Below are 12,991 nucleotides of genomic sequence, written 5' to 3'. Positions count from 1 at the left end.
CAGACCACAGCCTGACCAGTCCGGGGTATAAATCAATTTGGCACTGGCTTATCAAGCACCCTGTTGAGTTCTCAAAGAACAACCACACACCATCGGAAACCCCGCACCAGCAGGACCCCCATCCGGGGCATTTCGTTCGTCCACACCCGCCGCTCTCGCGCCGGGCGCTTTTACTACGTTACCTCACCGTCTCTGCCGTGTCAAACCGTGTGTCCCGGTCTGTCATGCTTCGTACGGGTCAGCGCCGCTGAACTTGCGCAGCGGCGAACCGCTGTGCTTGGTCATCGGATTTGGCAGGCCGGCCGCTGCGGTCTCCCGCTAGCTCGCCCGGTGCCCTGCCGGTCGTCAACCTTACCCGGTCGGTTCCGCTCCGCCAAATCCGCCCTGCGGCGTTTCGGCGAGCCCCGCCCGGCCCGGTGCCGCCGAGGCGTAACCCCGTCGGTGCCGGTGCCGATCCCCGGTCCGGGGGCCCAGGACCTTCGTCCCGTTTGCCCCGTTCCGCGCTGGCAGAGAGAAAGTTACGCGGCCTCGGGTTTGATCGTCAAATCCAGCGGTGGCGTCCCGCGTCACATCATCACCGCAGGGCTATCTTCCCTGCTCGACCGTGCGGCGGCGACGAAATCCGCGCTTCCGACCAGGGCCGGGCGGACCGCGTACCGGAGACACAGCGCCTCCGGGGGCCTGCCCATTCCCGGGCGGCCACGGAAATCCGACTCGCCAGCGCCAGGAGGCGACGCTCAGGCGGTCGGCCGGCGGCGGGCCGCGAGCCAGCCCCGGATGCCGAGCACCCCGACGGTCGTGCCGATGGCCAACGAGGCCGCGATGAGCAGCACGTGCACCCAGAGGAAGCTGGTGGGGCTGCCCTCGCCGACCGTGCCGGCCGACCACGCCCGCGGGTCGTTCCAGATGGCGACCGCGAACCTCGGCCAGATCACCCAGGTCCAGACCCCGACCCCGACCAGGAACAGCGACCAGCCACGCGACAGCACCATGGCTGGCCAGTATGCCAGCGGGGTCCCCGCAGGTCAGGTCAGGAGCGCGAGGACCGGAGCATGCGGAAGGTCAGCGAGTAGCGCAGCGCCGGCACCGGCGGGATGCTGTGCTGCCACGCGGTCCGGGCCGCCCCGGTGAGCGCGTACCCGGAGCGGGGCGTGAGCTCCAGCTCGTACACCCGGCGGTTCTCCCCGGTGCCCCGCTGGAACCGCAACAGGCACGCGGAGCCCAGCGAAAGGCCGACGACCGTCGGCCCGAAGGCGGGCGCGTCCCGGTGCCAGCCGATGACGGAGTCCGGCGGATAGCGGGTGACGAGCGTCTGGGCGAGCGCCTCGGGGTCGACGCCGGCGAGGGCCGCGCACCTCTCGCGCACCCAGCGCAGCGCCACCGGCAGCGCCTCGGTGGCGGTGAGCTGGAAGGAGCCGTAGTCGTAGTCGTAGCCGAAGTGCCGGACGGTCCGCCGGGCGATCTGCCCGTGCATGCGGACCTCGTGGAAGTCGAGCGCGTCGAGGGTGGCGACCAGGGAACGTTCCTCGTCGTCGTCGACCAGGTCCGGCTGGTAGGTGAGCCCCGCCGGCCGCTCGTGGATTCCCCGCATCCTGCCCACCCCGCGACCGTAACGGCGGGCCGGCCCGCGCGCCGCGCGAATCCGGCCCGCCGCTCGCTGGTCACAAGCAGGTGACCGCCCCGCCGATCGCCGGGTTCGCCCGGTCGTGTTGGTGGACGACGCCGGCGGGGTCGGTCATCGAGCCGCCCCAGATCGCGCAGCCGGCGCCGAGGTACAGGTGGACCGGGCCTGCGGCGTAGCGCCGGCTGCCCTCGTCCACGCCGAAGGTCGTCCACTCCGGGTCGAGGTAGACGCGGGTTCCGGTGAGCGTGCCGGCGTACGCGGACTTGAGGGTGACCGTGCAGCCGTACCCGGTGAGGGGGTTGCGGAGCAGGTGGACGGTGCCGAGCCGCGCGCCGGTGGCGGCGTCGTGGATCGGGTCCTGGTCGACGGCGGTGAAGCCGGGCCCGCAGAGCGCCTGCGGCGTGTACGGGTTGACCACGGCGGCCCGCGCGCCGGTGCCCGCCATCGCCACCAGGACGGCCACCCCGGCCGTCGCCATCCCGATTCGTCCAACAACCCTGTGCATCTGCATTCCCTTTCCGTGGTGCCGACGGATGCGGGATCAGAATGGTGTGGCCGCCGGCCCGGACGAATGTGCGCGCTGAACACTCCGGCCCGCGTCCCGGTGTGCCGACCGGCCGCGACGAGGCTCACCACCTGCACCGGAGCAACGGAATTGATCGGCGGGCGCCGATTATGAGGTATCTCGCAGAATTGGTCCCCGACGAATCCGGAATTGCATTCGTGTTTCCCGCATTCGCCCGTCGGGCACTGTTTCACACGGAGATACGACGACACCCGGAGGTGGCCACCATGCAGCCGTTCAATCCGTGGATCTGGCGGGACCCGTCCGCCCTCGCGGGCGGCTACAAGCAGAGCCGCCCGGACGACGTGCCGCGGCAGCGGTCGGAGAGCACCGCCGACGACGGCCCCGACGCTCCCGGCCCGGGCACCCCGATCGACCTCACCGGCTACCGGGTGGAGGCGACCGACGGCCGGATCGGCGCGATCGACCGGGCGAGTGAGGACGCCGGCGCGGGCTACCTGGTGGTGGACACCGGGCCGTGGATCTTCGGCCGGAAGGTGCTGCTGCCGGTCGGCACGGTGGCCCGGGTCGACCACCGGGAGCGCGTCGTGCACGTCGACCGGACCCGGGATCAGGTCAAGGAGTCACCGGCCTTCGACCCGGACGACTTCGGCCGGGCCGAGTATCGCGAGCAGGTCGGCGACTACTACGCCGAGAGCTACCGGCGGGACTGAGCAGGGCGTTTCCGGTCTGCGCGGAGAGCGGTGGACCGGCTACCGTGTCAGGCATGGTCCGGCCGAGCACCTGCGCCCCGGAGACCCTCGACGGTCTCCCGGCGGCTGCCGCTCCGGTTCTCCCGACCCGAGTCGACGACGGTCGGGAGCAGATCCTCGACGTCCTCCGTGCCGGTGGGCTGCGGTTCCGCGCCGGCGGGCGATGGCGGCGCTCGCACTGACGAGCGAACCCCCACTGATCCGGGCACACCCCGGGTCTCGCCCGCGCGCCCGCGCGTCCTGCACCGAACAGCCACGAGAGGCGTACGACCATGTCCGCAGCACGGATGCTCACCGGTGACCGCCCGACCGGGCGGCTGCACCTGGGCCACTACGTCGGCAGCATCGCCAACCGGGTGAAGCTGCACCAGCGCTACGAGAGCTTCTTCATCATCGCCGACCTGCACATGCTCACCACGCGGAACAGCCGCGAGGACATCGAGCAGGTCTCCCGCAACGCCCGCGAGATGGTCACCGACATCCTCGCCGCGGGCGTCGAGCCGGACCGGGCCACCTTCTACCTCCAGTCGGCGATCCCCGAGGTCGGCGACCTGAACACCCTGTTCCAGAACCTGGTCACCGTGCCCCGGCTGGAACGGGTCCCGTCGCTCAAGGAGATGAGCCGGGACGCCGGCAAGGAGGAGATGCCGTACGGACTGCTCGGCTATCCCGTCCTCCAGGCCGCCGACATCCTCTGCGTGAAGGGGCAGGTCGTGCCGGTGGGCAAGGACAACGCCGCGCACGTTGAGGTGACCCGGGAGATCGCCCGGCGCTTCAACCACCTCTACGGCGAAATCTTCCCCGTACCCGAAATGATCATGTCGGAGACGCCCACCCTGGTGGGCACCGACGGCGCCGGGAAGATGAGCAAGAGCAAGGGGAACGCCATCGCGCTCTCCGACGACCCGGCAACCGTGCGGCGCAAGGTCATGGGGATGTACACCGACCCGAACCGGGTCCGGGCCGACGTGCCGGGCACGGTCGAGGGGAACCCCGTCTTCGCGTACCTCGACGTGTTCCACCCGGACCGGGCGACGGTCGAGGAGCTGAAGGCGCGCTACCGGGCCGGCCGGGTCGGCGACGTCGAGGTCAAGGAGGAGCTGGCGGGCGCGCTCAACCGGTTCCTCGACCCGGTCCGGGAACGGCGGGCCCGATTCGAGGGGCAGCCCGGCCTGGTCGACGAGCTGATCGTCGAGGGCACCGAGCGGACCCGCGCCGAGGTGCGCCGCACCCTGGTCGAGGTCCGCCGGGCGATGGGCCTGACCAGCGCGTACACCCAGGTGCGGCGGCGGGCAGAGCGCTACCGCAAGGCCGCCGGCACGCCGGTCTGAGATTCCGGGTACGCCGGCCGGTCGGCCCGGGTACGGCCTTGCGCCGCCCCCGGCCCGACCGGTTAGGCTGCCGGCATGACCAGCTCGCACGCGTTCCCGACGGCGTCCCCCGACGTCCTGGTCGGCGCGCTGCGACGCCGGCGGTCCCGCGACCGCCTGCGCTGAGCATTCCTCACTGCGACCGGCGGATCGAGCCGCCGGTCATCGCCGATCGTCCTCGGTCCGCCCGCATCCCCATCCCGTGATCCGCGTGCGGCGGATCCGAGCGAGATCGGCGTACCCATGGATCTGGAGAAACTGCTGACCGACCGACTGGCGCCGGCGTTCGCGACGGTGGCCGGCGTGCCGGTCGACCCGGTCGTGCGGCGCTCCCAGCGCGCGGACTTCCAGTCCGACGCGGCGCTGGCGCTGGCCCGGCGGATCGGCCGGCCGCCGCGCGCCGTCGCCGCCGAGGTGCTGGAGCGCGCGGAGCTGGCGGACCTGTGCGGCGCGGCGGAGGTGTCCGGTCCCGGTTTCCTCAACCTGACCGTCGCCGACGAGGCCCTGGCCGGGCTGGTCTCCGCGCTGGCCACCGACCCGCGGCTCGGGGTGCCGGCGACCACCGCACCGGAGACCGTGGTAGTCGACTACTCGGCGCCGAACGTGGCGAAGGAGATGCACGTCGGGCACCTGCGCTCGACCGTGATCGGCGACGCGGCGGCCCGGCTGCTGGAGTGGCTGGGGCACCGGGTGCTGCGGGCCAACCACCTCGGCGACTGGGGCACGCCCTTCGGGATGCTGATCGAGCACCTGGCCGACCTGGGCGAGGCCGAGGCGGTGCAGGAGCTGTCCATGGGCGACCTGGACTCGTTCTACAAGGCGGCCCGGGCCAAGTTCGACGCCGACGAGGCGTTCCGCGAGCGGTCCCGGCTGCGCGTGGTGGCGTTGCAGGGAGGGGACCCGGCGACGCTGCGGCTGTGGCGGCTGCTCGTGGAGCAGTCCGAGCGCTACTTCCTGACCGTGTACGACCTGCTCGACGTGACCCTCACCGAGCGGGACTTCCACGGTGAGAGCAGCTACAACGACCTGCTCGGCCCGGTGGTCGAGGAGCTGGACCGGCTCGGGCTGCTGCGCGAGAGCGACGGGGCGGCCTGCGTCTTCCCGCCCGGCTCGGTGGGCCGGGACGGTGAGCCGCTGCCGCTGATCGTGCGCAAGTCCGACGGCGGGTACGGCTATCCAGCGACCGACCTGGCGGCGATCCGACACCGGACCGGCACGCTGGGCGCGACCCGCCTGCTCTACGTGGTCGGGCTGCCGCAGCGGCGGCACTTCGAGATGGTCTACGCCGCCGCCGCGCAGGCCGGTTGGCTGGCCCCGCCCGCCCGCGCCGAACACGTCGGGTTCGGCTCGATCCTCGGGCCGGACGGACGGATGCTGCGCAGCCGCGCCGGCGGGTCGGTGAAGCTGGTCGGGCTGCTCGAGGAGGCAATCGCCCGGGCCACCGCGCTGGCCCGCGAGCGGAACCCGGAGCTGGGCGAGGCGGAGGCTGCCGAGGTGGGCCGGGCGGTCGGCATCGGCGCGGTCAAGTACGCCGACCTCTCCAGCGACCGGCACCGGGACTACGTACTGGACTGGGAGCGGATGCTGTCGCTGGACGGCAACACCGCGCCCTACCTCCAGTACGCGTACTCCCGGATCCGGTCGATCTTCCGCCGCGGCGGGGTGGCGGCCCGGCCGGACGCGGGGATCTCCCTGGCCGAGCCGGCCGAGCGGGCGCTCGCCTTCGAGCTGGCCGGCTTCGGGACGGTGGTCGGCGAGGTGGCGGAGAACCTGGAGTTCCACCACCTGACCGGTTACCTGTCCCGGCTCGCCGCCGCGTTCAGCGCGTTCTACGAGCAGTGCCCGGTGCTGCGGGCCGACGAACAGGTCCGGGAGAGCCGGCTGGTGCTCTGCGACCTGACCGCGCGGGTGCTCCGGCAGGGCCTGCACCTGCTCGGCATCCGCACCCCGGAGCGGCTGTGAGGGCGGGGCCTCAGCGGGCGGCGCCGTCGTGGATGCTGCCGGTCAACGCGGAGAGCGGGGCGCCGCGACCGCCGTGGCGTACCGCCACGATCTCGGCGGCGATGCTGACGGCGGTCTCCTCCGGGCTCTGCCCGCCCAGGTCCAGGCCGATCGGGGCGTGCAGCCGGGCCAGCGCCGCGTCACCCACCCCGGCCTCGCGCAGCCGGCGGCGCCGGTCCTCGGCGGTGCGCCGGGAGCCCATCGCCCCGACGTACGCCAGCGGCAGGTCCAGCGCGTGGCGCAGGACCGGCACGTCGAACCGGGCGTCGTGGGTGAGCACGCAGACCACGGTCCGCTCGTCGACCCGGCCGGCCGCGGCCTCGGCGGCCAGGTAGCGGTGCGGCCAGTCGACCACCACCTCGTGCGCCTGCGGGAACCGCCGAGCGGTGGCGAAGACCGGCCGGGCGTCGCAGACGGTCACCCGGTAGCCGAGGAACCGGCCGACGTGGGCCACCGCGGCCGCGAAGTCGATCGCACCGAAGACGAGCATCCGGGCCGGCGCCGGATGGGCCACCACCAGCACGGACAGCTCCTCCCCGGCCGGCCGGGGCCGGACCACGCCGGAGCGGCCGGCGCGCAGCAGCGCCTGCGCGTCGGCGGCCACCGCCGCGTCCACGGCCGGCGCGCCCAGGCTGCCGTGCCGCCCCTCGGCGGCCAGCACGAGCCGCCGACCCCGCCGGCTGGGCGGGCCGCCCACACAGGTCGCCACCGCGACCGGCCGGCCGGCGGCCACCTCGGCGGCGACCAGGTCGAGCTGCGGGAAGCTCGACCGGTCGACCCGCTCGACGTGCAGCTCGACGGTCCCGCCGCAGGTCAGGCCGGCGGCCAGGGCGTCGTCGTCGCTCACCCCGAAGCGGACCAGCCGGGGCGTGGCGTCGGCGACGACCTCCCGGCACAGTTCGTAGACCGCCGCCTCGACGCAGCCGCCGGAGACGCTGCCGACCGCGCTGCCGTCCGGGCCGACCAGCAGCGTGGCGCCCGGCCGGCGGGGGGCGCTGCGCCAGGTGCGGGTGACCGTGGCCATGCCGACCGGCGCGCCGGCACGCCACCAGCGCAGCAGGTCGGGCAGGACGTCACGCATCCGTCAGCCCCGGCGGCAGGTCCACGTCGGCGTCGTCGGCCACGTCGGCGCAGTCGACCACCCGGACCTCGTCGCGGTGCGCCCGCAGGTAGGCGCGGGCGCCCGTGTCGCCGACCGCCACCGCCGCCACACCGGGCCAGTGCCGGCGGCCCAGCAGCACGGGATGCCCCCGGCGGCCGGCCGGATACCCGGCCGTCACCAGGCTGTCGGCGGTGGCGTGCCGGGCCACCCGGCGGACCGCCGCGGCGGTGACGCCGGGCAGGTCGACCAGGAGCACCACCGCCGCCGGTGCGTCGGTGCCACCCAGCGCGGCCAGCCCGGCGCGCAGCGAGGAGCCCATCCCGCCGGCCCACTCCCGGTTGTCCACCAGCACCGCGCCGGGCAGGTCGGCGTGGGCCCGCACCTCGGCCGCGGCCGCGCCGAGCACCACCACGGTGGGCGCGCAGCCGCCGTCGGCCAGCACCCCGGCCGCCCGCTCCACCAGCAGCCGGCCGTCGGCGTGCCGGACCAGCGCCTTCGGACCGCCGTACCGGCGGCCGGCGCCGGCCGCGAGCAGCACGCCGGCCGGGCGGGCGGGCGGCGCGGACACTCAACCCGCCCGGCCGGACAGCGCCGCGGCGGAACCGTACTGGCCCAGCTCGCCGGCGAGCAGCCGGGCGGCGAACTGGTGCACGGTGCGCAGCATCGCGTACGTGGGGCGGCCGGCGTGGTGGCGGACCGTCACCAGGGACTTCGCCACCAGGCCGTCGATCACGACACTGGTCCGCAGCCGCCACCAGGGAGCGGCACCGCAGACCCGGTCCACCTCGTCGAGGCCGAAGAGCCGGGGCAACGCGCCGAGCCGCACAAAGCACCAGCGCTCGGCCGGGGTGAGGCAGTCCAGGCTGCGCTGGAGGGCTGCGGACAGCGAGGTCTGGTGGGCCGGTTGGCCCCGCCGGCCGGGCCGGCGCAGGGTGGTCAGCGGGTCGTCGAGCCGGCGCAGCAGCTCGTCGAGGCTCTCGTCGGCCATCCGGTCGGCCGCCAGCTCGACGGCGAGCGGGAGCCGGTCGAGCAGACCGCAGATCACCGCCACCGTGCCGACGTCCTTCGCGCCCACCTCGAAGCCGGGACGCGCCTGGGCCGCCCGGCGGGCGAAGAGCTGCACGGCCGGCATCCCCCGGACGCCGTCCGGGCCGGTGCTGAGCGCCGGCAGCGGCGGCAGCCGCCACACCGACTCGTACGCCAGGCCGAGCGGCTCCCGCGAGGTGACCAGCGCGGACACCCGGCGCCCCACCTGCACCACGTCGTCGACCAGCCCGGCGCAGATGTCGGTGAGATGGTCCACGTTGTCCAGCACCAGCAGCAGGTGACGGTCGGCCAGCAGCCGGGGCACGCCGCCCCGCTGGGGGCCCGGCAGGCGCAGCAGCCGACGGATCTCCCCGGTGACGTCCTCGGGCGTACGGGCCGCGGCGAGGTCGACGGAGAGGACGCCGTCGGCGTACTCCGGGTGGGCCCGGCGGGCGGCCGCCAGGGCCAGGGCGGACTTGCCGCAGCCGGCCGGCCCGGCCACGGTGACCACCCGATGGTCGGTGAGCAGCCCGGTCAGCCGGGCCAGGTCGGTCTCCCGGCCGATCAGCTCCGTGGCGGCCGGGCGCGGGCCGCGCCAGGGTGGCCGGGGCCGGCTGACCACGCAGCGGGCCGGCGGGGTCTCCGGCCGGGCGGCGGCGGGGCCGTGCCGCAGCTCGCGGTGGGCGGCGGTCAGCTCCGGGCCCGGCTCGATCCCCAGTTCGGCGGCGAGCCGGGCGCGGATCCCGGCGAACCGGTCCAGGGCCGCCGCCCGCCGGCCGGTGCGGGCCAGCACGGTGAGGTGCCGCGCCTGCACCGCCTCGTGCAGCGGCTCGGCGGCGGCGAGGTGTTCGGCGGTGGCCAGCACCTCGGCCGGCCGGTCCAGCTCGAGGCCGAGGGTGACCAGGTCGAGGCAGGCGCTGACCCATTCGCGGCGCAGCGCGGCGACCGTCTCCTCCCCGGGCAGCAGGGCCCGCAGGTCGGCCAGGTCGGGGTCGGTCCAGATGCCGACGGCCGCGACCAGCAACTCGAACGCGGCCGACCGCCGGTCCCGGCGGACCAGTTCCCGGGCGGCCTCGGTGAGCCTGCGGAACCGGGTCAGGTCGACCTGGTCGGCGTAGAGCTGCAACCGGTACGCCCGGGGCGACGAGGCGATGACGTTGGTCCGGGCGTGCCGGGGCGAGCCGGGTTCCAGCGCCCGCCGCAGCCGCGCCACGTAGGTGTGCAGGAGGTGGCTGCCGCTGGGCGGGGGGTTGTCGCCCCAGAGGGCCAGGGCGAGCGTGCCGACGGGGATGTTCTCGCCCACCTGGAGTGCCAGCAGGGCGAGCAGGGCACGCTGCTTCGACGGGCCGAGATCCACCGGGGCGGTGCCGTCGTGGACCTGGACCGTGTCGAGCACGGTGACCGACAGCTGACGTTTCACGGGATCGGTGATCCTTCCAGTCGCCTGTCTCCCCAGCAGCGTAGGCACTACGGCGATCACTTTCCAGACATGAACCGTTGCGGGGCGTGAGCGTCCCACTATATGCGCTTCAAGAATGCTGCATACCGCTCGTGTCAGGCTGCTTCATGTTTGCCGCCCCCGGTGTGGAACTTGCGCCGGGCGCAGACCAAGGGGGAGCACATGACATCGACGCTCACGCGGGACGGGGTGCACCGACCCGGCGGCTGGCGGAGCCGGCTGGCCCTCAGTCCGGACCTGGTGGACTTCGCCAACCGCGGCTTCCGCACCGACCGACCCGAGACGAGAGCTATCCTGGAACGCGCCGCCACCGCCTTCCTCGACGGCTACAACCGCGGCCTCGACACGCCGTACGGGCAACCCACCACACTGGACGGCATCCCCGCTGAGCTGCACGGATTCGCCGCCGAGGGGTGTGCCATGTCGGCCGTCCTGCTGGACCGGCTGTCCCCGCGGCGGCACGGCCGCTTCGCCGCCCAACTGCGCGGGCACCCGCGCCACGACTATCTGCTGCACGTCGGCGCGGGCTGGGCGCTGGCGAAGCTGGACGCCATCTCGGCCGGAGCGCTGGGGCGGCTCGGCCGGCTCGGATCGGAGAATGGCCTGCTCCGCTGGCTGGCGTACGACGGCTATGGCTTTTTCAAGGTCTTCTTCCAGAAGGATCCGACCCTCGGCGGCTGGCGCCGGCACCGGAAGCCCTGCGACCCGACCTGCGCCATCCGCTACCAGGGGCTGGGCCGCTGCCTCTGGTTCCGCGACTGCGGTGACCCGGCCGCCCTGGCCGAGCGGATCGCCGGCCTGCCGGCCTCGCACCGCGGCGACGTGTGGAGCGGCGTCGGCCTCGCCGCCACGTACGCCAACGGGGTCTCCCCGGCCGACCACGCCCTGCTGCTCCGGCTCGCCGACAACCACCGGCCGGCCCTCGCCCAGGGCGCCGCGTTCGCGGCGGAGGCCCGGCGGGCGGACGGCACGGCCGGCCCGGCGGTCGACGGGGCCGCCCGGACCCTGACCGGGGTGTCCGCGGACAGCGCCGCCGAGTGGACCTGGCAGGCCCGGCACGGCCTGGACCGGGCCGGCGCCACCCCGGCGGACTACGGCGAGTGGCGGGCCCGCGTCCAGCGGCTCGCCGCCCGGCACGTCGCCGGCTGAGCGCGCGTCCGCCGCCGACCCCGCGCCCCCACCCGCTGCACCTGCGACAAGGAGCCGCCATGCCCAGTCCCCATCGCACCCGCAGGATCATCGCCCCGCTGCTGGCCGTCCTGATCGCCACGACCCTCGGGCTGGCCAGCCGGCTACCGGACGCGAGCGCCGCCGACCGGCGGGCCCTCGCCGGGCGGTTCGCCTTCACGGTCGGCGACCTGAACGCCGACCCGGCCGGCGCCCGCACCCAGCGGGTCGTGGAACCCGCCCTGGAACACCTGCGGGCCTGGATCTCCTCCGTCGGCGCCGGCGCGGCGCTGGCCGACCTCGACGGGGACGGCCTGCCCAACGACACGTGCCTCGTCGACCCCCGGGACGACTCGGTGAGCGTCACCCCGACCCCGGACCGGGCCGCCCGCTACCCGGCCTTCCCGCTGCGCCCCGCCGGGGTGGCGTACGACGCGCGAACCACCGCGCCGATGGGCTGCGCGACCGCCGACCTGAACGAGGACGGCCGGCTCGACGTGCTGGTCTACTACTGGGGCCGGGCGCCGCTGGCCTGGTTGCAGCGCGCCGACGTGCCGTTCGGGCCGGCCGCGTTCACCGCCGTCGACGTCACCGACCACCCCACCGAACTGTGGAACAGCACCACCGCCAACGTGCTCGACCTGGACGGCGACGGCCACCTCGACATCGTGGTCGGCAACTACTTCCCGGACGGGGCGCGGGTGCTCGACCCGGCCGCGAAGGACGACCCGCGGATGCGGATGCAGGACTCGATGTCCTGGGCCCGCAACGGCGGACGCAACCGGATCCTGCGCTTCACCGGGCTCACCCCGGTGGCCGGCGGCCCGGCCCGCCCGGCGTACGCGGACGCCTCCTCGGCCCTCACCGACGAGCAGGCCCACTCCTGGACCCTGGCCATCGGCGGCCAGGACCTGGACGGCGACAGCCTGCCCGAGGTGTACGTGGCCAACGACTTCGGCCGGGACTACCTGCTGCACAACGTGTCCCAGCCGGGCCGGATCCGGTTCGCCGAGCTGCCCGGCCGGCGCGACGCGGACATGCCGAAGTCCAAGGTGCTCGGCAACGACTCGTTCAAGAGCATGGGCGTCGCCTTCACCGACCTCAACGCCGACCTGCGGCCGGACATCCTGGTCAGCAACATCACCACCCCGTACGCCCTCCAGGAGAGCAACTTCGCGTTCGTCAGCACCGACGCCGCCCCGCTCACCGACCACGCCCCCTACCGGGACGAGAGCCAGCGGCTGGGCCTGGCGCGCACCGGCTGGGCATGGGACATCAAGGTGGCCGACTTCGACGGCGACGGCACCGACGAGATCGTCCAGGCGCTGGGCTTCCTGCGCGGCACGGTGAACCGCTGGGCCGAGCTCCAGGAGCTGGCCATGGGCAACGACGTGTTCCTCCAGTACCCGTACGCCTGGCCGAACTTCCGCGACGGCGACGACATCGCCGGGCACCAGCGCAACCCGTTCTTCGTCCGCGGCGACGACGGCCGCTACGTGGACGTCTCCGACCGGCTCGCCTTCCGGCAGCACGCCACCACCCGCGGCCTGGCCGTCGGCGACGTCGACCACGACGGGCGGCTCGACCTGGTGGTGGCCAACCAGTGGGCCCGGTCCCAGTTCCTGCACAACACCGGCCCGGCCCGCGCCCACCTCGGCCTGCAACTGCTGCTCCCGGCCGGCGCCGCCGGCGGGAAGCCCCGGCCCGCGGTCGGCGCGACGGTCCAGGTGCGCAAGGCCGACGGCACCGCGCTGACCGGCCAGCTCTACCCCGCCAACGGTCACACCGGCGGCAACTCCCCCGACCTGCTCTTCGGGCTCGGCGACTCGTCCGGCCCGGTGAGCGTCACGGTGACCTGGCGCGACGGCGCCGGCCAGCACGCCATGACCAGGTCCCTGAACCCCGGGTGGCACAGCCTCGTGCTCGCCCCGACCGCGTAGCCGACCGTCGAGCCCTCAGGAGGT

At 74.3% G+C, this 12,991-nt stretch carries 12 protein-coding genes; 6 read left to right on the top strand and 6 right to left on the bottom strand.

Going from position 1 to position 12,991, the window contains the following annotated elements; translation table 11 throughout:
- Positions 1 to 737 precede the first annotated feature (737 nt).
- The 3 genes from ACFYPD_RS13045 to ACFYPD_RS13035 form a co-directional block, all read right to left on the bottom strand.
- Positions 738 to 992 carry an SCO4848 family membrane protein gene (locus ACFYPD_RS13045; protein WP_387112286.1) on the bottom strand — a complete coding sequence of 85 codons (255 nt, stop codon included), beginning with the start codon at positions 990 to 992 and terminating at the stop codon, positions 738 to 740.
- A 38-nt stretch (positions 993 to 1,030) separates the two neighbouring features.
- The gene (locus ACFYPD_RS13040; RefSeq protein ID WP_387112283.1) at positions 1,031 to 1,591 is read right to left on the bottom strand and encodes an alpha-ketoglutarate-dependent dioxygenase AlkB; all 561 of its coding nucleotides are present in this window, start codon (positions 1,589 to 1,591) and stop codon (positions 1,031 to 1,033) included.
- 70 nt (positions 1,592 to 1,661) lie between these two features.
- Positions 1,662 to 2,129, bottom strand: a complete 468-nt coding sequence (locus tag ACFYPD_RS13035; protein ID WP_387112280.1) for a hypothetical protein — start codon at positions 2,127 to 2,129, stop codon at positions 1,662 to 1,664.
- A 287-nt stretch (positions 2,130 to 2,416) separates the two neighbouring features.
- Here ACFYPD_RS13035 and ACFYPD_RS13030 point away from each other — a divergent pair, with 287 nt between their 5' ends.
- The 4 genes from ACFYPD_RS13030 (at position 2,417) to argS (ending at position 6,234) form a co-directional block, all read left to right on the top strand.
- The gene (locus ACFYPD_RS13030; protein WP_387112278.1) at positions 2,417 to 2,863 is read left to right on the top strand and encodes a PRC-barrel domain-containing protein; all 447 of its coding nucleotides are present in this window, start codon (positions 2,417 to 2,419) and stop codon (positions 2,861 to 2,863) included.
- Between the two features lie 53 nt (positions 2,864 to 2,916).
- Complete coding sequence (locus ACFYPD_RS13025) at positions 2,917 to 3,084, top strand: hypothetical protein (protein WP_387112276.1); 168 nt, start codon at positions 2,917 to 2,919, stop codon at positions 3,082 to 3,084.
- Positions 3,085 to 3,174: 90 nt separating this feature from the next.
- On the top strand, positions 3,175 to 4,233 hold the full coding sequence (gene trpS, locus ACFYPD_RS13020; RefSeq protein WP_387112273.1) for a tryptophan--tRNA ligase: 1,059 nt from the start codon (positions 3,175 to 3,177) through the stop codon (positions 4,231 to 4,233).
- 282 nt (positions 4,234 to 4,515) lie between these two features.
- Positions 4,516 to 6,234: an arginine--tRNA ligase gene (gene argS, locus ACFYPD_RS13015; protein ID WP_387112270.1), complete on the top strand. Its 1,719-nt coding sequence runs from the start codon at positions 4,516 to 4,518 to the stop codon at positions 6,232 to 6,234.
- 10 nt (positions 6,235 to 6,244) lie between these two features.
- Here argS and ACFYPD_RS13010 read toward each other — a convergent pair whose 3' ends face one another.
- From ACFYPD_RS13010 to ACFYPD_RS13000, 3 genes are read right to left on the bottom strand one after another with little or no spacing between them, the layout of a single operon-like run.
- On the bottom strand, positions 6,245 to 7,354 hold the full coding sequence (locus tag ACFYPD_RS13010; protein ID WP_387112268.1) for an XdhC family protein: 1,110 nt from the start codon (positions 7,352 to 7,354) through the stop codon (positions 6,245 to 6,247).
- The gene (locus tag ACFYPD_RS13005; protein ID WP_387112266.1) at positions 7,347 to 7,943 is read right to left on the bottom strand and encodes an NTP transferase domain-containing protein; all 597 of its coding nucleotides are present in this window, start codon (positions 7,941 to 7,943) and stop codon (positions 7,347 to 7,349) included. Before ACFYPD_RS13005 ends, ACFYPD_RS13010 begins: the two co-directional genes overlap by 8 nt.
- Entirely contained in the window at positions 7,944 to 9,821 is a 1,878-nt protein-coding gene (locus tag ACFYPD_RS13000) for an ATP-binding protein (RefSeq protein ID WP_387112263.1), read from the bottom strand.
- 201 nt (positions 9,822 to 10,022) lie between these two features.
- On the opposite strand from ACFYPD_RS13000, the gene ACFYPD_RS12995 reads away from it, so the two are divergent.
- Positions 10,023 to 11,009: a DUF1702 family protein gene (locus tag ACFYPD_RS12995; RefSeq protein ID WP_387112260.1), complete on the top strand. Its 987-nt coding sequence runs from the start codon at positions 10,023 to 10,025 to the stop codon at positions 11,007 to 11,009.
- A 59-nt stretch (positions 11,010 to 11,068) separates the two neighbouring features.
- The gene (locus ACFYPD_RS12990) at positions 11,069 to 12,967 is read left to right on the top strand and encodes a CRTAC1 family protein (RefSeq protein ID WP_387112257.1); all 1,899 of its coding nucleotides are present in this window, start codon (positions 11,069 to 11,071) and stop codon (positions 12,965 to 12,967) included.
- Positions 12,968 to 12,991 lie beyond the last annotated feature (24 nt).

It is taken from the genome of Micromonospora sp. NPDC005299 (assembly GCF_042872345.1).
GTDB lineage: Bacteria > Actinomycetota > Actinomycetes > Mycobacteriales > Micromonosporaceae > Micromonospora.
This window is presented reverse-complemented; position numbering and strand designations above follow the sequence as displayed.